The sequence below is a fragment of the Pedobacter namyangjuensis genome, from assembly GCF_003313325.1.
In the GTDB taxonomy this organism is placed as follows: domain Bacteria; phylum Bacteroidota; class Bacteroidia; order Sphingobacteriales; family Sphingobacteriaceae; genus Pedobacter; species Pedobacter namyangjuensis.
Genome location: NZ_QMHQ01000001.1, coordinates 1043018 through 1063224 on the forward strand (window position 1 = coordinate 1043018; position 20207 = coordinate 1063224).

At 36.7% G+C, this 20207-nt stretch carries 19 protein-coding genes; 6 read left to right on the top strand and 13 right to left on the bottom strand.

The genetic code is table 11. The annotated features are described in order from the left end of the window. Window positions 1-57: 57 nt before the first annotated feature. Window positions 58-2037: a M1 family metallopeptidase gene (locus DUT69_RS04565; RefSeq protein WP_113652511.1), complete on the top strand. Its 1980-nt coding sequence runs from the start codon at window positions 58-60 to the stop codon at window positions 2035-2037. Between the two features lie 68 nt (window positions 2038-2105). Here the strand turns inward: DUT69_RS04565 and DUT69_RS04570 are convergent, their stop codons facing one another. Continuing rightward, complete coding sequence (locus DUT69_RS04570) at window positions 2106-2531, bottom strand: SRPBCC domain-containing protein (protein ID WP_113651928.1); 426 nt, start codon at window positions 2529-2531, stop codon at window positions 2106-2108. A 111-nt stretch (window positions 2532-2642) separates the two neighbouring features. Then, complete coding sequence (locus DUT69_RS04575) at window positions 2643-3620, bottom strand: alpha/beta hydrolase (RefSeq protein ID WP_113651929.1); 978 nt, start codon at window positions 3618-3620, stop codon at window positions 2643-2645. 63 nt (window positions 3621-3683) lie between these two features. Between DUT69_RS04575 and DUT69_RS04580 the strand changes: the two genes are divergently transcribed. The 3 genes from DUT69_RS04580 (at window position 3684) to DUT69_RS04590 (ending at window position 7233) form a co-directional block, all read left to right on the top strand. Then, window positions 3684-4655, top strand: a complete 972-nt coding sequence (locus DUT69_RS04580; protein WP_113651930.1) for a polyprenyl synthetase family protein — start codon at window positions 3684-3686, stop codon at window positions 4653-4655. Further along, entirely contained in the window at window positions 4655-5707 is a 1053-nt protein-coding gene (locus DUT69_RS04585; RefSeq protein ID WP_113651931.1) for a TerC/Alx family metal homeostasis membrane protein, read from the top strand. Before DUT69_RS04580 ends, DUT69_RS04585 begins: the two co-directional genes overlap by 1 nt. A 71-nt stretch (window positions 5708-5778) precedes the next feature. Beyond that, entirely contained in the window at window positions 5779-7233 is a 1455-nt protein-coding gene (locus DUT69_RS04590) for a M28 family peptidase (protein WP_240186660.1), read from the top strand. 74 nt (window positions 7234-7307) lie between these two features. Here DUT69_RS04590 and DUT69_RS04595 read toward each other — a convergent pair whose 3' ends face one another. The 8 genes from DUT69_RS04595 to recJ all read right to left on the bottom strand — a co-directional run bounded on the left by DUT69_RS04595 (window position 7308) and on the right by recJ (window position 14251). Beyond that, complete coding sequence (locus tag DUT69_RS04595) at window positions 7308-7736, bottom strand: CBS domain-containing protein (RefSeq protein ID WP_113651933.1); 429 nt, start codon at window positions 7734-7736, stop codon at window positions 7308-7310. Window positions 7737-7807: 71 nt separating this feature from the next. After that, a complete protein-coding gene (locus DUT69_RS04600; protein WP_113651934.1) occupies window positions 7808-8212 on the bottom strand; it encodes a YkvA family protein in 405 nt (134 codons plus the stop codon). A 42-nt stretch (window positions 8213-8254) separates the two neighbouring features. Then, window positions 8255-9145, bottom strand: a complete 891-nt coding sequence (locus tag DUT69_RS04605; RefSeq protein ID WP_113651935.1) for a YARHG domain-containing protein — start codon at window positions 9143-9145, stop codon at window positions 8255-8257. A gap of 1 nt (window position 9146) precedes the next feature. Next, window positions 9147-9776 (bottom strand): DUF2306 domain-containing protein, encoded by a 630-nt coding sequence (locus tag DUT69_RS04610; RefSeq protein ID WP_240186661.1) that lies wholly within the window; start codon window positions 9774-9776, stop codon window positions 9147-9149. Then, on the bottom strand, window positions 9773-10204 hold the full coding sequence (locus DUT69_RS04615; RefSeq protein WP_113651936.1) for a hypothetical protein: 432 nt from the start codon (window positions 10202-10204) through the stop codon (window positions 9773-9775). Before DUT69_RS04615 ends, DUT69_RS04610 begins: the two co-directional genes overlap by 4 nt. 15 nt (window positions 10205-10219) lie before the next feature. Then, the gene (locus DUT69_RS04620; protein ID WP_113651937.1) at window positions 10220-11728 is read right to left on the bottom strand and encodes a GH3 auxin-responsive promoter family protein; all 1509 of its coding nucleotides are present in this window, start codon (window positions 11726-11728) and stop codon (window positions 10220-10222) included. Window positions 11729-11737: 9 nt separating this feature from the next. Further along, window positions 11738-12472, bottom strand: a complete 735-nt coding sequence (gene lptB, locus DUT69_RS04625; RefSeq protein WP_113651938.1) for an LPS export ABC transporter ATP-binding protein — start codon at window positions 12470-12472, stop codon at window positions 11738-11740. An 81-nt stretch (window positions 12473-12553) separates the two neighbouring features. Next, window positions 12554-14251: a single-stranded-DNA-specific exonuclease RecJ gene (recJ, locus tag DUT69_RS04630; protein ID WP_113651939.1), complete on the bottom strand. Its 1698-nt coding sequence runs from the start codon at window positions 14249-14251 to the stop codon at window positions 12554-12556. A gap of 131 nt (window positions 14252-14382) precedes the next feature. Here recJ and DUT69_RS04635 point away from each other — a divergent pair, with 131 nt between their 5' ends. Beyond that, the gene (locus DUT69_RS04635) at window positions 14383-15147 is read left to right on the top strand and encodes an MBL fold metallo-hydrolase (RefSeq protein ID WP_205314227.1); all 765 of its coding nucleotides are present in this window, start codon (window positions 14383-14385) and stop codon (window positions 15145-15147) included. Between the two features lie 4 nt (window positions 15148-15151). Here DUT69_RS04635 and DUT69_RS04640 read toward each other — a convergent pair whose 3' ends face one another. Together DUT69_RS04640 and DUT69_RS04645 are read right to left on the bottom strand one after the other, a co-directional pair. Further along, window positions 15152-15556 carry a response regulator gene (locus DUT69_RS04640; RefSeq protein WP_113651941.1) on the bottom strand — a complete coding sequence of 135 codons (405 nt, stop codon included), beginning with the start codon at window positions 15554-15556 and terminating at the stop codon, window positions 15152-15154. A 146-nt stretch (window positions 15557-15702) separates the two neighbouring features. Then, window positions 15703-16290, bottom strand: coding sequence for a YceI family protein (locus tag DUT69_RS04645; RefSeq protein WP_113651942.1), 588 nt, complete (start codon window positions 16288-16290; stop codon window positions 15703-15705). Window positions 16291-16606: 316 nt separating this feature from the next. On the opposite strand from DUT69_RS04645, the gene uvrA reads away from it, so the two are divergent. Further along, window positions 16607-19453, top strand: a complete 2847-nt coding sequence (uvrA, locus tag DUT69_RS04650; protein ID WP_113651943.1) for an excinuclease ABC subunit UvrA — start codon at window positions 16607-16609, stop codon at window positions 19451-19453. A gap of 281 nt (window positions 19454-19734) precedes the next feature. Here uvrA and yiaA read toward each other — a convergent pair whose 3' ends face one another. Further along, window positions 19735-20142, bottom strand: a complete 408-nt coding sequence (yiaA, locus tag DUT69_RS04655) for an inner membrane protein YiaA (RefSeq protein ID WP_113651944.1) — start codon at window positions 20140-20142, stop codon at window positions 19735-19737. Between the last annotated feature and the right edge of the window lie 65 nt (window positions 20143-20207).

A 20207-nucleotide genomic window follows, 5' to 3' on the forward strand; every position in this document is an offset into this window, starting at 1 on the left:
CTTTACAGTTTGTATTTCTCTAATTACAAATTACCTTTAAGAAAAAATAATATCAACATGCATAAACTAATTTCTAAACCCCTTTTGGCATTGGGGCTTTTGGCAGTTACTGCTTTCTCTAGCAGTGCGCAAACAACGCCACCCGCTACCAATTATGTACCCTCTGAAGCGTTTGGACCATTATTCTACAACCAAAATGGAAATGAATATCGCTCAGCTAGCGGTGCACCCGGTCATAAATATTGGCAAAATGGTGTAGATTACAATATTAGCGTTAATTTAGATACCGCAACACATAAAGTTAGCGGTACAATCACCATAACTTATAAAAACAATAGTCCAGATCAGTTGCCATATCTTTGGTTACAGTTAGATCAGAATAGTTTCAAAGAAACGTCAAGAGGTTATGCAGTTACACCGGCTCGTAGTCGCTACGGTGCGCAAGGCGAAAAATTTGAAGGTGGCTATAATATTTCAAATATAGTTGTACAACAGAAAAAGAAAGACGTGAAGTTTACTTCTTTAGTTGAAGATACTAGGATGCAAATCCGTTTAGATAAGCCTATGGCTGCCAGTGGCGATGTAGTAACTATTAAAATGGATTATTCTTACATCGTACCTAAAGCAGGTTCTGATAGAACAAGTCGTTTAACTACCAAAAATGGCGAGATTTATGCCATTGCACAATGGTTCCCTAGAATGAGTGTTTACGACGATGTAATTGGATGGAATACTTTACCGTACTGGGGTGGAGGAGAGTTTTACTGCGAGTTTGGAGATATCACTTTTGATATTGCCGTTCCGGCAAACCATATTGTGATGGGTTCTGGAGAGCTTTTAAATCCACAAGAGGTTTTTACTGCCGAGCAGTTAAAAAGATGGAACGCTGCCAAACAAAGTGATGCAACTGTACATATCCGTTCAGAAGCCGAAGTTAATGATCCTAAATCTCGCCCATCAGCACAAAAGCTTACATGGAAATTTAAAATTACCAACGCAAGGGATGCAGCTTGGGCAACTTCTAGATCGTTCGTTTTAGATGCAGCTAGAATAAACTTACCTAGCGGTAAAAAATCTTTGGCAGTGTCTGCACAACCAGTAGAAAGCAACGGAATGGATTCTTACGGTCGTGGTGTAGAGTATGTTAAGGCATCAATAGAACATTACTCAAAAATGTGGTTCGAATATCCGTATCCTATGGCAGTAAATGTTGCTACTTCGGTAGGCGGTATGGAATATCCAGGTATTGTTTTTTGTGGCTGGACAGCCAAAAAAGGTAATGCTTGGGGTGTAATAGACCACGAGTTTGGCCATACTTGGTTCCCGATGATTGTCGGTTCTAACGAACGTAAATTTGGATGGATGGACGAAGGTTTTAACACTTTTATTAACGATTTATCATCTACAGAATTTAACAACGGCGAATACAAACCACGTAGAACTGACATGAATGCTATTGGAAGTCGCGTAATTGGTAATCCAAACTATGAAAATATCATGTTAATGCCTGATGGAATGAAAGAGGCTAATATTGGTGTTAACCTTTACAGCAAACCGGGATGGGGTTTACATATTTTAAGAGATCAGATTTTAGGTAAAGATAGATTTGATTATGCTTTTAGAGAATACATCAAAAACTGGGCTTATAAACACCCAACTCCTTATGATTTCTTCCGCTCTATGGAAAACGGAGCCGGCGAAGATTTAGCTTGGTTCTGGAGAGGTTGGTTCTTAAACAGCTGGAAAAGCGATCAAGGAATTGGCGAAGTAAAAAAAGTAGAGAAGGATGGTGCGTTAACTGGTTACACAATCCAAGTTAAAAATTTAGAGAAATTACCTATGCCAATTATATTACAGGTTAAAACAAAAAGCGGTAAAACCGAAATTGTCAAAGTTCCTGTTGATGTTTGGATGAAAAATACAACTTGGTTGGTTCGTTTCCCAACAACCGAAGAAATTACCGAAGTTGTTATTGACCCGGAAAGAGTATTGCCAGATGGTAACTTAGAAAATAACAAATGGACTGCTGGTAAATAGTGGTTTTATTAAATATAAAAGCCCCAATAACCATGGTTATTGGGGCTTTTTTTTTATGGCTTTTGCAACTAATTAGCCTCCGTATATTTTTTAAAATTGTCTAAAATAGCTTGCCATCCGGCTTGTTGCATTTCTTTGCTATTTACGTTTTCAGCCTCGAAAATTTCGATTATTTCTACGCTTTCCGCTTTCTGTGTAAACGAAACCGTTACGGTTCTACCATCGGCAATTGTATAAGCAATAAATTTGTTGGTATCTACTTGTGTATAACTTCCATTAAAGTCAAAGGACATACTTCCGTCTTTTGCAGCCATAGTAGATGAAAAGCTACCACCTACGACTAAATTATTGCTGGCTTTAGTTGTTTCCCAATCTTCTGAGGCTTGGTTCCATTTCTGGATGTGCGCTGGGCTGGTCCAATATTCCCAAACTTTAGCTAATGGTGCATGTACGATTGTTTTTACGGTGATTTTTGTTTTTTCTGCTGTGTTCATAGGTGAAATTTTATAGTACTTTGTTATATAAACCCGATAGGAGTAAAACGGATAGCGGGGCTACAGTTTGATATGAAATGCTGACATTGTTTTTCAAAAAAAATAGGTTTACTACTTTGTTCTTTCTGTGATAAAACTTTCCATTGCTTGCTCAACTCCTTTTATATCTTTTGAAGTTATGTAAGACCCAATTACATGATTGGCAGTTTTTGGCAGTGCTATTTTCTGTTTATGAGTAGAACCCAGTTCTTCGAACATTTGTAGCATCGCATCAACTTTAACTACTGGATCTTGCTCTTTTTGATTTTTATAGTAATAGAGCATTAACACGGGTTGTTTTACAGATGCAAAAAGTTCGTTGGACATAGCGGTTTCCAACAGCTCTTCTAGTTCTACAACAGATTCTAAACGATAATTGGTGTACCAATATTTTTTGTATTCAGCCGATTTTCCACTTACTTTTCGTTCGTTGCCACCGGTTACTTTTCTTGCTATTTGCAATCCCCAAGGATTATTTAATAGCCATGCTTTATCATCGTTTATGGCTATGTTTGGAGAAAGTAGTATCAAACTATTAATTTCTGGGTAGGCCGACGCCAACTGTAATGCCAAAGTACCACCAGTAGAAGTACCCACTAAAACTACCTTTTTTCCTAATTTTTTGCCAATAGCATAAGCTTCTTGCGCACTTTTCCAAAGCCTATCTGCTGTGAAATACTGCATAGGTGCAATAGTATCTATACCATGATCTGCTAAACGGGACAGAAATAAATTTGCTTTTAAAGATTTAGCTAAGTGCAAATAAACCGGGTTGCCCTCCATTTTAGATGCGGAAAAACCATGCAAATACACTACTGCATATTCTGTTTGTGTTTTATTACTACTGTCTGCCCAAATAATTTCTGCTTCATTGCCGGGTTTTAACCTATGTCTCGCTTCTGCTGTTGTAATATAATTTTCAAGCGAGTTCAGATTCCCAACATTAGGTAAAGTTTTTTCGAAAACGGGTTTAGTTGGAGTTGGGCCTGCAAGGTAAACTATCGATAGAATAAGTAGCACAGCCAATATGCTGTAAAGTAATTTTTTCACGTCATTAATTTGATTAAAAATACGCTTTTAATAAGTAAGTTTGCAAATACATTTTATAGCTGAATGCCTGGAATAAATGAGATAAAACTACCCATTGCTAAAGAAATTGATGCCTTTGAGGTGAAGTTCAAAGACTCTATGAAAAGCGATGCACCTTTGCTAAATCGAATTACACACTATATTGTAAAAAGCAAGGGTAAACAAATGCGACCAATGTTCGTTTTTTTTGCTGCTAAACTTTGCGGTGGCATTGTTGAAGCAACGCACCGAGGCGCTGCATTGGTAGAGCTTTTGCATACTGCAACTTTGGTGCACGATGATGTAGTAGACAACGCATATGAGCGTAGAGGTTTTTTTTCTATTAACGCTTTATGGAAAAATAAGATAGCTGTTTTAGTTGGTGATTATTTGCTGGCGAAAGGTTTGCTCTTGTCGGTAAACAATAATGAGTTTGCACTGTTAAAGATCGTGTCTGAAGCGGTACAACAAATGAGCGAAGGGGAATTGCTGCAGATTGAGAAAGTTCGCAGAATGGATATTAGCGAAGAGCTTTATTTTGATGTAATTAGACAAAAAACTGCATCTTTAATCGCATCATGTTGCGCTTGTGGCGCAGCTTCTGCTGGCGCAGATGCAGAAACGATTGAGAAAATGCGTTTGTTTGGCGAAAAAGTTGGTATCGCTTTTCAGATTAAAGATGATACTTTTGATTTTGGAACCGACGACGTTGGCAAGCCTTTAGGTATAGACATAAAAGAGAAAAAAGTTACTTTGCCTTTAATCTACGCTTTAAATAGGGCAGAAAAGGCAGAACGAAAAAGAATCATAAATCTGGTGAAAAATCATCAAGATGATCCGAAAAAAATACAAGAGATCATAGATTTCGTAAATAGTAAAGATGGGGTGCATTATGCTAACCAAAAAATGCTAAGCTACCAACAAGAAGCTTTTGACATTTTGCATCAATTCCCTGAGAGTGATGCGAGAACCGGATTAGAACAATTGGTTAAATATACTACTGAAAGAAAAAAATAATGTCGAACGAATTATTGTTTATTGGAGGCTTTTTGCTTTTTATAGTGCTAATACTAGCACTAGATTTAGGTTTGTTTAGTAAACGCGAACATACCATCAGCTTAAAACAAGCTGCCATTATGAGTTTTATAATGGTCATTCTAGCTTTAAGCTTTTACGTACTCTTAGTATTGGAAGGCGAGTATCTACACGGCATTGACAGCTACGAAAAGCTTGCACAGATTGTACAGGCGCACAAACATCCGATAACCTTGATTCCGGGTAATTTTGAAGAAAGTTTGCGCATTTACAAAAACAATCTTGGTATAGAGTTTTTAACAGGTTATGTTATTGAGTATGCGCTCTCTGTAGATAATATATTTGTTATTGTACTTATATTTTCGGCCTTTGCTGTACCAGAGAAATATTACCACCGTGTATTATTTTGGGGGATTTTAGGTGCGATTATAATGCGTTTTATATTCATATTTGCCGGTGCGGTTCTCATCAGTAAGTTTGGATGGATCTTGTATGTATTTGGTGCGTTCTTAGTATTTACTGGAATTAAAATGTTTTTTAATAAGGATGAAGAAGAGAAAATTGATCCGGCTAACCATCCGGTAGTAAAATTTGCTTCTAAATTCTTTAAAATTCACCCTAAGTACGAAGGCAAAAAGTTTTTTCATAAAGTAAATGGAAAACGCCTTTTAACACCGTTGTTTTTGGTTTTACTTATTGTAGAGTTTACCGATTTGATATTTGCGGTAGATTCCATTCCTGCAATTTTTGCGGTTACTAAAGATGCTTATATCGTTTTCTTCTCAAACATATTTGCCATAATGGGTTTAAGGTCGATGTTCTTTTTATTAGTTAACATTATCCATAAATTCCACTATTTAAAAACAGGATTAGCATTTCTTTTAACTTTTATTGGCGTAAAAATGTTAGCCCACAGTTACCTTGAGGCTTGGGGATTTACAACAGAACATTCGTTGCTGGTAATTGTATTTATCCTTGCAGCTAGTATTGTCGCTTCGCTAATTTTTCCTAAAAAAACCATTAACGCACATTAGTAGCTTTTGTAAAAATTATAGGATTTTTCAAGGCCAAGCATTTTAATTGCTACTTTCAAGGAAAATAAATAATGATGAAGAATTTCTTTTTAGGTGTATGTGTATTTGTTGGTTTTTCAGCAAATGCTCAGGATAATTTTGCGCCAGTTTTTACCAAAATAAATACCGAAGTACAGGCCAATGCTAAGGCTTATGCAAATTTAAAAAATGCGTCAGAAACTATTGGGCACAGGTTAACCGGTTCTGCCAATGGGGCAAAGGCCGAGGAATTTGCCTTTTACTTGCTTAAATCTTATGGTTGCGATGTTAAATATCAACCTTTTGAGGTAGAAAGCTGGAACCGTAAAACGATTGCAGTGAAGGTTGGACCGAATAATAATGCTCTAGAAAATGTTAGGGCAGTTACCCTGGCTCATTCTCCTGTTAATGCCAAAGTAAACGCCGAAATTATAGATGTTGGTAATGGTTTGGAAGCGGACTATCAACCTCTTGCTGAAAAAGTAAAGGGGAAAATTGCCTTAATTTATCTGGGTATTTTACCAGGTTCGGCAAAAGGCACTGCTTCTTTACATCGCTCTGAGAAAACTGCTATAGCAATTAAGTATGGTGCGGTGGGTGTTATCATTATCAACACCGTTAAAAATGGGGTTTTATTAACTGGTACGGCATCTGTTACCGGTAAACTAATTCCTATACCAGCAGTTTGTATCGGTTTAGAAAGCGGTATGCAGTTAAAAGAAAAGTTAAAGGCAACGCAACAATTCGCTTCAATAGAAATGACCAACTTTTCAGGTTTAATTAAAGCAAGAAATGTAATTGCAACTTTTAAAGGAACTCAATTTCCGAAAGAAAAGATTGTTGTAGGTGGGCACTTGGATAGTTGGGATTTAGCAACAGGCGCAATAGATAACGGAATAGGTTCATTCTCGGTGATAGATATGGCGAGAACTTTTAAGAAGTTAGGTCTTAGTACAAAACGAACAGTAGAATTTGTATTATTTATGGGCGAAGAGCAGGGCCTTCTGGGTTCTAAAGCATATGTTGCAGACGCGAAGAAGAACAAAACTATAGACCAAGTTAGCTTCATGCTTAATTATGATATGACAAATGATCCTAAGGGATTTTCTACTTCGAGAGAAGAGATGGAGCCCTTATTTACAGCTTGGGGCGCTGATGTTGCTAAATTAGATACGAATTTTAAGAATTTGTTTTTGGCGGGGGCAAGTTTACATAGCGATCATCAACCATTTTTATTAGAAGGCGTGCCCACAGGCGGTGGTGCAGGTGGTAAATTACCTAACAACTCTGGTCCTTTCTACCATTCTGATGGTGATACCTTTAAATTGGTTGACGAACAAGGAATGAAGAATACGATTAGAAATGGTGCAATATTAGCTTACGCTTTGGCAAATACCCCTAAAATTCCGGTAGGTAAACAAACTGAAGAAAAACTTGAAGCGTTTTTAATTTCGCAACGATTGAAAGAGCCGCTTAAAATAGCTGGAGAGTGGAGATGGAAAGATTAATTTTATCCATTTATAACAGAAAAGGTGCTGAAAATAATTCAGCACCTTTTTTGTTTGCGTATAGGATTTAAGTACTAGCTGTTGATATAGCTTTCTAACTGCGAAATGGTCTGCTTCTGGTCTGCGATGATAAACTTAACCACGTCACCTATTGAAACCATCCCCGCAACCTTATCCATGTTTACAACAGGTAGGTGTCTGATGTGTTTCTCGGTCATTAGTTGCATGCAATGATCTATACTATCAGTTAAATTTACAGTAATAGGATCTGGTGTCATCGCCTCGCTTACTAAAGTTTCTTTAGATGATTTTCCTTGGAGGATGATTTTCCTCGCGTAATCTCTTTCGGTAAAAATGCCTAGTAAAACCTCTTTCTCTATAATTAGTAGCGAGCTGATGTTTTTTTCAGTCATTACTTTTAAAGCATCTAATACAGTAGCGTTAGATGTAACGCTGAAAACTCCTTCGGCTTTAGCGTTAATTATTTGTTGAACATTTTTCATAGGAAGCTTTTTGGTTGCTACCTAAATTTAACTAAAGTTTTTTAAAATGCAAATAGCTGTTTTTCTTCGTTTTAAATATGAATGATGTTCTGTTTATCTTTCCAGGCCTGATACTTTTCTAAATCCTTAGCCACTTGTTTGTAAACCAAGCTCAAAATAAAGGCGTCGTCTATAAAACCAAAAACAGCGATAAAATCTGGAATTAAATCAAGCGGTGAAATGAAATACAGTAAACCGGCAACAATAGCTACAATAGAACCTTTGGGAATGGTGGTATAACTGCCGTTGGCATAATCTTTAGCAACTGAAAACAGCAATTGCATTTGTTCCCAGATTTGCGTTAAAGCACCTTTATTGGCGGTAGCCTTCGCAATACTATCGTGCACTGTTTTCATCGTTTTCTCCTTGTCCTTAACAAGGTTGCTAGCAGTTTTTGTAAAAGCTTTAAAGCTTTTTTTCAATTTGTCGAGGTTCATAGGTGGTATATTTAAATTCACTCTATCAATAAACGTACCTAATTACCTCCCGAAAGTGTCATAGTTGTCCTCGGCATATTTCTCAAATTTTTGTAGCAAAGCGATATTCTTTTTTTCAAGCGAAGTAAGCTGGCCATCTATATTGCTGGAAACTGGAACATACCATTCTACAGGGTTAAAAAACTGGCGATAGTTTTTCTTTTTAAAAGTATAACCATGCCTAGCAAAAATGGTATTCCTTAAAATCTGAAGATCAAGCTTGCTTAATTTTTTCAATTCTGCTTCCGTTAAATTGTCTGTAGATGCATTTATTTCATAAACCGCATTGCTTGCCGTTCTATAAAAATCTTCTATAAAAATTTCTGTAGCCTTACCATCAATGGTATCTATAACTGCCCTCGTTTGTTTGTCGTAATAATCAGTATAATCGCCATTTGAAGAAAGCATAAGATTCGCATTATAAACAAAAGATTTTTTAACTAATCTGAACGATCTTTTTGTTACATATAGTGTGTTTTTATAAGACTTCCAATGTCCCACCAAGGTGTCGTCATCAAGCTCAAATTCGAATCTGCCATCATATTTATCGTCACCTGGCTCGTCGAGTACAAAGTTTAAATTGTCGTTTAACGAAGTTAATTTACCTTTTAACGGGCGGTTGTTGCCCGCGACAATACTTTGTCCAAGTACATCATTTTCTTCGGTTATACTCTTTATAATTAAGGTAATCTTGTTTGTTTGTACGTTTGGTGCGCCTTCTTTTACTTCCACAGGTTCGAAATCGCCAACCCACATACCGTATAAATCTTTATGTACGGTGCTCTCGTTTACAACAGCCGAGTTAGTATCAACATTAGCACCTGTTTTTTTATTTTCGTTATTACAAGCCGATAAAGTTGCGAGCAACGCAATTGCATAAAATAATTTTTTCATGTTAAAGTTTCTTGTTTCTAATTAACCACTCAATAAGCAGAAGGTTTGGTATCCAGCCTAACCAAGCAATAATTTGGTAAACATCCATAGGTGGCGGGTGGAATAAATATACTAAAATAACTTTCCAAAGCCGTAGTGTAACTGCAGAGAAAGCTAAGGCGTAACTTCGCCACATCATTTGTTTGTGCATAAGGATGTTGCCTTTTCTAATCACAACTATCGCCTTTAGTGTAAACCAAAACCATAATAGGCCTAAAAGAATAAATGAGGTTTTAGCTATAAAACCACCGTTAGCATAAAAACCAATAAAAATTCCAGATGGCGCAGCTAATAGCAAAACTACATAAGCATAAAGATAACCAGCACGTTTATGAAAAGTCTTGTATTTTCTTAGTATCCATGGGTTAAATTGAGTAAAACCTGCAAGCAAAACAAAAATTGCACTATAAACATGGATGTAAAATATGGGTAAGTAGGGTTTTATGTTGGTTACTTCGGTCTGTTTAATCTGCAAAAAGGCGATATCGGAATCCGCAGGAATATATTTCAGTGTAATCTGAAGCATCAAAACAAAAAAATAGGCTAAGAACACTAGCCAAATTAGCCTAAAATAATTAAGCCTTTTTTTCATTTATTATTAAATAATGGAAGCAGTTTTCTGTCGAACGATATTGCATCTAATCCATCTTCTGAGTCGACTTCAAACAACTGTTGTTTTGCAGGATCGAATAGGAAGCGAGCAATTACGACCATTCTATCGTCGTAGCTTTCGTGAAGATTTATCTCGTAATTTTTAGAGATTGCATTAGCGGAGTCTTTTTTTGGGTTAGGACTACCGGTAAACATTATTCCATAAGTTTTGCCACCATTTTTTTTAATGCGTTCTTCTAGCCCTTCCGTTAATTTTTTAAACCGATAAGAACTTTCTAAAATCTTAACAACAACATTGACCTCGTGGCTCGCTTTGGCCTGTGAAAATGTCGGCATCGTCATAATCAAGATTAATAAAAGAACCGAAACGCTTAAAGTCGCATCATATTTTAGCTTGATCTTGCTCATCCTCTAAAATATTAATTACAGCATTTTCAAAATATCATCTACATACTGCCTATCGTTAGCTAATCGGGGCACTTTATGTTGGCCACCCAATTTGCCACGTTGCTTAAGCCAATTGTAAAATGTATTTGCCGGCGCATTGTGCACTTTTGGTCGGCGCAAGGCCATATCTTTAAAACGCTTTGCATCGTAATCAGAATTTACCTCGCGTAAGGTTTCATCCATCACATCAACAAACTGTTCAAAATTAGTCGGTTGGGTTTCAAATTCAATAATCCATTCGTGGCCGCCAGCTTCTTCGCCTTTAAAATAAATAGGGCAGGCGGTGTAATCTTTAACCTTTGCATTGGTTACGTTGCAAGCTTTTGTTAGTGCATTTTCTGCATTATCAATTATAACCTCTTCACCAAATGCATTTATAAAATGTTTGGTTCTGCCAGTTATTTTTATCCTAAAAGGATATAAAGAGGTAAACTGTACCGTATCGCCAATTAGATATCGCCATAAACCGGCATTAGTAGAAATAATGATTGCGTAGTTTTTATGCAGTTCTACTTGGTCTAAATTTAATGTTTTTGGGTTTTCATCGTCCAGGTTTTCTAAAGGCAAAAACTCGTAAAAAATACCATAATCCAGCATTAACAGTAACTCCTCAGAATTAACTTGATCCTGAATGCCGAAGAAACCTTCAGAAGCGTTGTAAGTTTCAAGATAATACATGTCGCTTGAAGGAATGAGCTCTTTAAACTGTTGGCGATAAGGGGTAAAATTAACGGCACCATGAAAGTAAAGCTCCAAATTTGGCCAAACTTCCAGCAGGTTTTTCTTGCCTGTCATCTCAAGTACTTTTTTGGCTAAAACGATGGTCCAAGTTGGTACGCCTGAAAGGCTGGTTACGTTTTCTTTGATGGTGGCTTCGGCCATTTTATCCATCTTTTGTTCGTAGTTATCCATCAAAGCGATAGACATATTGGGCGTGCGGTAATATTCTGCCCACATCGGCAGGTTTTTTATAAGCACAGCTGATAAATCGCCATATTGTATATCTTCGCACAGCTGATTTATCTGATGACTACCACCTAAAACCAAACCTTTTCCGGTAAACATTTGCGTATTAGGTCTGTTGTTGCAATAGATGGAAATCATGTCCTTGCCGCCTTTAAAATGGCATTCTTCTAAGGCTTCTTCAGAAACTGGAATAAATTTGCTTCTATCGCTTGTAGTGCCCGATGATTTTGCAAACCATTTAATTTCTGATGGCCACAAAATATTTTGTTCGCCTTTAAGCATGCGCTCTATGTAAGGCTTTAATGTATCGTAATTTTGAATGGGAACACGTTCTTTAAACTGGCTAGCGGTAAGAATGGATTTGTAATCGTACTCCCTTCCCCATTCGGTGTTTTCTGCACTAGAAACAAGCGTGTTTAACCATTCTTCTTGCACATCTAGTGGGTATTTCATAAAAAGCTCAATCTGGTGGATTCGCTTTTTCATGTACCAAGTAAAAATTGAGTTTACAATTGCCATCTACAAAAATTATAAGTTTTTTCTGCGTAGCACAAAATTTGAGCCCAAATAAACCTTTCTTACCATTTCGTTTGCTGCCAATACTTCTGGCGTACCAGATTCTAATATTTTTCCTTCAAAGAGCAAATAAGCTCTATCTGTAATAGAAAGGGTTTCTTGTACATTGTGGTCGGTAATTAATATACCTATGTTCTTTTTCTTAAGCTTAGCAACAATGGTTTGTATTTCTTCAACCGCAATCGGATCTACTCCTGCAAATGGTTCATCTAATAAAATAAAGTTGGGATTTGCAGCTAGCGCTCTTGCAATTTCAGTTCTTCTGCGTTCGCCTCCAGAAAGTAAATCACCACGATTTTTTCTCACCTTGTGCAAACTAAATTCATTAATTAGTTCTTCCAATTTATCGGCACGTTCATGCTTGTTAAGCTTGGTCATTTCTAAAATGGCCATAATGTTTTCTTCAACGGTAAGTTTTCTAAAAACACTTGCTTCTTGGGCCAAATAACCAATTCCTTTTTGGGCTCTACGGTACATCGGATCTTTGGTAATGTCTTCGCCTTCTAATAAAATAGTCCCTTCATTTGGCTTTATTAGTCCCACAATCATGTAAAAAGAGGTAGTTTTACCGGCACCGTTTGGTCCAAGTAGTCCTACAATTTCACCCTGACTTACTTCAAAAGATACATCGTTTACTACGGTTCTTTGCTTATATTTTTTAACCAGATGTTCGGCTTTTAAAATCATGTAGTTTTATAGTTTTTGTTGGTTAGTTTTTTTTGTTGGTTAGCTTTGTGAAACATCAGCTCACAACGTATAACTTTCAACTCAAATCTTTATTCCTTTAATATTTAGTTGCAAGCGCTTTTTCTCTTTCCAAACGTTTTCTTCGATAGTATAACAAATATCGAAAGGAATGTTTGATTTTAATAAACTTTCATACTCCCCAAGTCCAAAAGCGATGCTTTCAAAAATAGCTGAATTTTGTTGTTTTACACTTACTTTTAAGTGATTTGTGCCAACAATTTGCGGAAAACCAACTAAAGTAACGCCTTTGCTCACGAAAATTGGAGCCATATTTTGTGGCCCGAAAGGCGCCATTTGCGTTAATATTCTATAGAATTTCGCATCAATCTGGCTCAATTCTATTTCGCAATCTATGTTAATTACTGGAACTAATAAATTTGGACTGATAGTAGAAGAGACCACGTCTTCAAACTTATCTGCAAAAAGCGTTAAATTTTCTGGTTTTATGGTTAGGCCTGCTGCATATTTATGTCCGCCAAACTGCTCTAACAAATGGCTACAAGAAAGTAACGCTTCGTATAAATCATAGCCAGCTACAGATCTTGCAGAACCCGTATAATTTCCATTAGATTCTGTTAGCACGATGGTTGGGCGATAATAAGTTTCCGTTAAACGGGATGCCACAATACCAATTACGCCCTTGTTCCAATCAGACTGATAAACTACAGTGGTTTTTCTATTTACCAAAATGTCGCTTTGCTGAATAATAGCTAACGCTTCTTGTGTGATGTTTTGGTCAAAAGTTTTTCTGTCGGTATTTTGGCTGTTGATAAAAGCACTTTGCTCATCTGCCAAAATTACCTCGTCGCTTAAAAGCATTTTTACGGCGTCTTTTGCATCGCCCATTCTGCCAGCGGCGTTTATGCGTGGCGCAAGCAAAAATACTACATCTGTTATAGAATAGGTCTCCGTTTTACCAGAGATTTGCATTAATGCTTTTAAGCCTGTACAAGGGTTTTCATTTAGTTTAGCCAAACCAAAATGTGCTAAAACCCGGTTTTCGTCTACAATAGGAACAATATCGGCTGCAATGCTCACCATGCACAAATCAACATAGCATTCGTACATTTCGTCTGGTAAGTTGTTTGCAACGCAATAGGCTTGTGCTAGTTTAAAGCCAATTCCACATCCCGACAATTCTTTAAACGGGTATTCGCAGTCAACTCTTTTTGGGTCTAGAACCGCAACAGCTTTAGGTAATTCATCGCCAGGCAAATGGTGATCGCAGATGATAAAATCTACGCCTAGACTGTTAGCATAAGCAATTTTATCAATCGAACGAATTCCACAATCTAAAGCAATAATCAAAGTAAAGCCGTTTTCCTTTGCGAAATCAATTCCGGCAGTTGAAATTCCGTAACCTTCCTTATGTCTATCGGGAATATAGTATGCTATTTCTGCCGTAAATTGACTAAAAAAACTATAAGTTAAAGCTACTGAAGTTGTTCCATCTACATCGTAATCTCCGTAAACTAAAATTCTTTCATTTCCTTTTAGTGCTTTTGTAATTCTATTAATAGCCAATTCCATATCCTTCATTAAAAAAGGATCGTGTAATTGGTTTAAATTCGGCCTAAAAAAGTAGCGTGCATCTTCGAAGTTTGTAACGCCTCTTTGCACCAGTATTTTAGCTAAGCATTCGTCAATATTTAGCGCTTGGGCAAGCTCGGTAATCGTTGTTTCATCTTCTGCATCTACTTGTGCCCATCGTTTTTCCATTTGGTTTTTGTTTCGTTATTAACGCCTAAAATAGCTTTACAGATATTCGTATGACGTTTTGTTCGGCTACGTTGCCTATATTTGCATCGTAAATATATCATTAAATTCCTTTCTAAAAAATAATCATGTCTTTGAAAGTACACACACTTCACGAAGGTTCTTATTCTGTAGATGCCAGCAAAAAATTTGTTCCGTTTGATCCGGCTATACACCAGGCGAAAGACAGACCGGCATCTCTTTTTATAAATGTGCAGCCATTTTTGGTAGAACTTAATGGCCGATTAATTTTGTTGGATACTGGTTTGGGCTATAGTGATGAAGATGGAAATCTGTTTCTACATGAAAATATTAGGAAAGCAGGTTTCAACCCTGAAGATGTTGAAATGGTATTGATGTCTCACCTGCATTTCGACCATTCTGGCGGTATGGTGCATGATGTTAATGGAGAAATGAAACTTAGTTTTCCAAATGCAACTTATGTTATACAAAGAGGAGAATGGGAGGAAGCATTTTCAAGTACGTCATCTTCTTACCACACTGACATATTTGATTATTTACAACGAAATGCCCAATTAAAATTTATCGAAGGCTCGGGTAAATTAACGGAAGAGATTTCTTACGAATTTACGGGTGCACATTGCCCAAACCATCAAGTTTTTTTAATTACAGACGGAGACGATAAAGTATTTTTTGGTGGAGATGTTTTACCAGAACCTGAAGAGCTAATTAGAAAATTTATCGCTAAATACGATTTTGATGGTCGCAAAGCGATGGAGTTGCGTGAGGAATTTGGCAAACGAGCGGTTGACGAAAATTGGAAATGCCTTTTTTATCACTCAAAATCCAAATCGCAAGCATTTATAGAAAGAGAAGACGATAGGTTTAAAATAGTTTAGAAAACTAAACGGTTATTGCTTTCAAAAGCTCTGTTAATCTTTCGATAGAAAGTGGCTTTGAAATAAAGCCGTTAACATTTGGATAGCTCTTGGTTTTTTCAATATCATTTTCGTAAACAGACGATGATAAGATATATAGATCTGCCTCTGGCGTTCCGCTTATGGTACTGTAAGCTTCAACAAATTCCCAGCCGTTCATTACCGGCATATTTATATCTATCAAAATAAGATTTGGAAATTTGTCAACATTGTTGGCTAAAGTATCGTTTACATAATCAATAGCTAGCTGGCCATTGCTTTTGGCAACCATATCTATATCATAACCAGTTTTTTCTACGATCTTTTTGATGATGAAAATGTTGATATCATCGTCATCAATAACCAATAAATTAATCTTATTATCTAACATTTAAGTGCTTACGTAATTTAAGAAAGGGTTTTCTTAATTGTTAAAGTTATGTATAATTAAATTTAATTTCCAAAGCTTTTCATATAAAAAATGCCTGTAAGGCTATTAAACCTCACAGGCATCGATTTTCTTTAAAAGAAATAAAATTATTTTTTAGCAACAAGCTTTACACTAATAGTAAAATCGTCGTAAATAAAGTTATCACCAATGTTAGAGAACACAGATTTCGATTTGTACTGAACACCAAATTTAGTTCTGTCAATCGTAATTTTATCGGCAGTAGCAGTTACAGTTTTGTCTGCATTCCAAACTACAGTAGCTGGGAAAGTGATAGATTGGGTAACACCTTTAATTGTAATATCACCAGTAATGTCAAGTGCATTTCCCTTAGTTGCAACTTTTTTAATTACAAAATTAGCAGCAGGGAACTTTTCAACGCCAAAAAAATCATCGTTTTTTAAGTGTTTTTCTAAACCAGCACTTTTATCGGCATCTTTAATGGTTGTCATGTTTACAACAAAGCCACCTTGAGTTAATTTTTTGCCGTTAAATGCTAATGTTCCAGAAGTTAAGTTAACTGTTCCGTTGTGCGAGCCAGAGAATTTTTTACCTTCCCAAGTAACTGCAGATTTAGTAACGTCTACCGTGTAAACATCGTCTTTTGGAGCAAATGCAAGGAAAGAAAAGCTAGCCACAACAGCTAACAATAACATTGAAGAGATTTTAAATTTCATCTTGATAATTTTAATTTTTTGTAAAGGTATTTAAATTTTTAATGCGGTACTCTTGACCTATGTTAAGATTTTAAAAAACACAAAAGGTTTAATCATCTCATACAACAATTTACCTGCTTTTTAACCTAAGTAAGGCACAAATTTTACTGGAGGTGGGATATTAAAATAATCCCGCCATTGCAGAAATCAAAACATTTCTTTTGATTATAAATAATCGAAGCAGAACTGCTTTTCAATTAACTAAAAATTTTAGTTTTTCTGCTTAAAAATCGTTATTTTTGCAGGCTGTTTTTTAACACAAAAAGCATAAAAATTTATGAGCGAGAAGAACATTGACCTAGGCGAGCAAAAAGATGTAGAAGTGTACGGTGCCAGGGTACATAATCTTAAAAATATTGATGTTAGTTTTCCTAGAAATCAACTGGTTGTAATTACCGGTTTAAGTGGGAGCGGAAAATCTTCCTTGGCTTTCGATACCATTTATGCAGAAGGGCAACGTCGATACATGGAAACATTTAGCGCCTATTCTCGCCAGTTTATGGGTGGTATGGAAAGGCCAGATGTAGATAAGGTTTCTGGGCTTAGTCCGGTAATTGCTATTGAACAAAAAACTACGAGTAAAAACCCGCGTTCTACCGTAGGTACCATTACCGAGATATACGATTTTATGCGTTTGCTTTATGCTCGTGTTGCAGATGCTTTCTCTTACAATACTGGAGAGAAAATGGAACGCATGAGCGAAGATCAAATTCTTAAAAACATTTACAGCAAGTTTGAAACCATGCCAGTAAATATTCTGGCTCCTGTTGTTAAAGGTAGAAAAGGGCATTACCGAGAACTTTTCGAGCAAATTCGTAAACAAGGTTTCGTAAAAGTTAGGGTGGATGGGGAAATTAAAGATATTACGGCCAAAATGCAGGTCGACCGTTACAAAATTCACGATATCGAAATTGTAGTTGATCGTTTGATAATTGATCAAAAAGACCACAAACGTTTATTAGACAGTATTCAAACTGCCATGCGTTTGGGTAAAGGTATTATTAAAATTAGCGACAAGGACAATAATGTAGCGCACTTTAGTAAATTTTTAATGTGCCCAAGCACTGGTATTTCTTATGATGAGCCACAGCCAAATAGTTTTTCTTTCAACTCGCCTTACGGTGCTTGCGAGCGTTGCGATGGTTTGGGTTATATTTTTGTAGTGGATAAAGAATCTGTAATGCCGAATATGAAATTGAGCATTATTAACGGTGGTTTGGCTCCATTAGGCGAATACCGAGATGTTTGGATGTTTCAGGTTTTAAAAGCGCTCGGCAAAAAATATAACTTCTCTTTATCTACTCCTTTAGAAAAACTCGGCGAGGATAATATTAATATTATTTTAAACGGAACACCTGAGTTATTGAGTGTGGCGGTTGAGTATAATAAATGGAACGTACAGAACTACCAAATTACCTTTGATGGTATTATTAAACTGTTAGAAGAGCAGCAAGAAAAACGTAGCGATACCGCAAATGCGGATGATATGGATACTTTCCGTAAGCTAAAAACCTGTCCGGAGTGCCACGGTGCTCGTTTAAAGAAAGAAAGTTTACATTTTAAGCTCGATGGCAAAAATATTTTCGAGCTGTCTGAAATGGATATCCAATCGCTTAAAAATTGGTTCTTAGATGTTGAGGACCGTTTAAACGACAGGCAGAACACCATTGCCAAGGAGATTTTAAAAGAAATTAGAGCTCGTATTGGTTTCTTAACTGATGTAGGTTTAACTTATTTATCTTTAGATAGAACAGCCAGAACGCTATCTGGTGGCGAGGCGCAACGTATTCGTTTGGCTACGCAAATTGGTTCGCAACTGATGAATGTGATGTACATTCTAGATGAACCAAGCATCGGTTTGCACCAGCGTGATAACGAGCGCTTGATTGGTGCATTGAAAAATCTTCGCGATTTAGGCAACACTGTTTTGGTAGTTGAGCACGATAAGGATATGATTTTAGAGGCTGATCATGTTATTGATGTTGGTCCGGCTGCGGGTGTTCACGGCGGCCAAATTGTAGCACAAGGCACACCAGCGCAGATTTTAAAGTCTGGAACGCTAACAGCATCTTATTTAAACGGTGTAAAAGGCATCGAAGTTCCGAAAAAACGCAGAAAAGGAAATGGGCATAAGTTGTCTATCATCAAAGCAACTGGCCATAATCTAAAAGAAGTTTCAGTAGATTTTCCTTTGGGTAAATTTATCGCAGTTACTGGTGTTTCTGGAAGTGGTAAATCCAGCTTAATCACCGAAACTTTATATCCTATTCTAAATCATCACTTTTTTAGAGCAAAAAAGCACCCACTTCCTTACCAGAAAATAAATGGCTTAAAAGAAATTGATAAAGTGATTGAAATCGATCAGGCGCCTATCGGGCGCACGCCGAGGTCAAATCCATCAACCTATACCGGTGTTTTTTCTGATATAAGGAATTTATACGTACAGTTGCCAGAAGCAAAAATTCGCGGCTACAAACCTGGTCGTTTTTCTTTTAACGTAAAAGGTGGTCGTTGCGAAACTTGCCAAGGTGCCGGAATGAAGGTAATAGAAATGAATTTCCTGCCAGATGTATCGGTTCCATGCGAAGAATGCGGAGGCCGAAGATATAACCGAGAAACTTTAGAGGTGCGTTATAAAGGGAAGTCGATTAGCGATGTTTTGGATATGAGCATAGAAGATGCTTGTACTTTTTTCGAGCACATGCCAGCAATCTATCGTAAAATTAAAACCTTAAATGATGTTGGCCTAGGTTACATTCGTTTGGGGCAATCCTCAACAACTTTATCTGGCGGCGAGGCGCAACGCGTTAAATTAGCTACCGAACTTTCTAAAAAAGATACAGGTAAAACATTTTATATTTTAGATGAACCTACAACCGGTTTGCACTTTGAAGATATTAATGTTCTGCTTGGTGTATTAAATGAATTGGTTGAAAAAGGAAACACCGTTCTTGTTATCGAGCACAACTTAGATGTTGTAAAAGTGGCCGATTGGGTAATAGATTTGGGCGAAGAAGGTGGAGCCGGTGGCGGAAGAATTATTTTCGAAGGCACACCAGAAGGTTTAATTCAAAATCCAATAAGCTTAACCGGAAAGTTTCTGAAAAAAGAAATGGAAGGATAATTTTGTAGGGTCGGTGGAAGCAAAGCAAAGCCTTCTGAAAACATTTTAAAACTTGAAATAGGTAAGAAAAGCAAATACAAAAGCCCGATTATTGTCAGTCGGGCTTTTTGCTGCAATCTTTTTGTTAGCAACGCAATTGGCAATTTTTATGTCAATTAAAAACAAAAAGGATTTTCGCTGCAATCCCGTTTATTGAATACCGCTAGTGCTAAACTTGTTAACTTTTAACTAAAAAAGCCATTCCGACAACGAAATGGCTTACTAATTTAACAATGTTTAATCTAGTCTAAATTCTGAAGGTTGCCAGAAAGCTTGCTGTCTCGCGTATTTTTTTGCACGGTAATGGCACCAAAAATAGCGAGTAAAAAAGCAAAGGCATAAAATCCTTTTTCACTGGGCAGCAGATCTGCATTCCATAAACCAATAATAAGTAGGGTAATGGTTAATAGTGTGCTAAACCAGCTAATACCGTAATAAATTTCGGTAACTGGTATTTTTTCTAATTTATCTCTAACTGCTTTTTGTAAAGATATTACGGCAAAGAGTCCAAACATCAATACGGTAAAATAATAACCTTTTTCATTAAGCTCCATATCCGAGCGCCAAAGCCCAATAATATAGCCAATCATGCCAACTCCTAATGCAATCCATGCGGCTGCTATGAATGCGTTTGATGGTTTTAAATTCATCTTTTTAAATTTGGTTAGTGATCTGTTAATTAATATTGAGATAAGCCTGGCATTAAATTGTTACG

Coding starts and splice junctions, on each gene's coding strand:
- DUT69_RS04645 (WP_113651942.1), bottom strand. CDS start 16,290: ATGAAATTTAAAATCTCTTCAATGTTATTGTTAGCTGTTGTGGCTAGC.
- DUT69_RS04600 (WP_113651934.1), bottom strand. CDS start 8,212: ATGAACCTCGACAAATTGAAAAAAAGCTTTAAAGCTTTTACAAAAACT.
- yiaA (WP_113651944.1), bottom strand. CDS start 20,142: ATGAATTTAAAACCATCAAACGCATTCATAGCAGCCGCATGGATTGCA.
- DUT69_RS04605 (WP_113651935.1), bottom strand. CDS start 9,145: ATGAAAAAATTATTTTATGCAATTGCGTTGCTCGCAACTTTATCGGCT.
- DUT69_RS04610 (WP_240186661.1), bottom strand. CDS start 9,776: ATGAAAAAAAGGCTTAATTATTTTAGGCTAATTTGGCTAGTGTTCTTA.
- uvrA (WP_113651943.1), top strand. CDS start 16,607: ATGAGCGAGAAGAACATTGACCTAGGCGAGCAAAAAGATGTAGAAGTG.
- DUT69_RS04615 (WP_113651936.1), bottom strand. CDS start 10,204: ATGAGCAAGATCAAGCTAAAATATGATGCGACTTTAAGCGTTTCGGTT.
- DUT69_RS04585 (WP_113651931.1), top strand. CDS start 4,655: ATGTCGAACGAATTATTGTTTATTGGAGGCTTTTTGCTTTTTATAGTG.
- DUT69_RS04595 (WP_113651933.1), bottom strand. CDS start 7,736: ATGAAAAATGTTCAACAAATAATTAACGCTAAAGCCGAAGGAGTTTTC.
- DUT69_RS04590 (WP_240186660.1), top strand. CDS start 5,779: ATGATGAAGAATTTCTTTTTAGGTGTATGTGTATTTGTTGGTTTTTCA.
- lptB (WP_113651938.1), bottom strand. CDS start 12,472: ATGATTTTAAAAGCCGAACATCTGGTTAAAAAATATAAGCAAAGAACC.
- DUT69_RS04640 (WP_113651941.1), bottom strand. CDS start 15,556: ATGTTAGATAATAAGATTAATTTATTGGTTATTGATGACGATGATATC.
- DUT69_RS04570 (WP_113651928.1), bottom strand. CDS start 2,531: ATGAACACAGCAGAAAAAACAAAAATCACCGTAAAAACAATCGTACAT.
- recJ (WP_113651939.1), bottom strand. CDS start 14,251: ATGGAAAAACGATGGGCACAAGTAGATGCAGAAGATGAAACAACGATT.
- DUT69_RS04620 (WP_113651937.1), bottom strand. CDS start 11,728: ATGGCAATTGTAAACTCAATTTTTACTTGGTACATGAAAAAGCGAATC.
- DUT69_RS04580 (WP_113651930.1), top strand. CDS start 3,684: ATGCCTGGAATAAATGAGATAAAACTACCCATTGCTAAAGAAATTGAT.
- DUT69_RS04565 (WP_113652511.1), top strand. CDS start 58: ATGCATAAACTAATTTCTAAACCCCTTTTGGCATTGGGGCTTTTGGCA.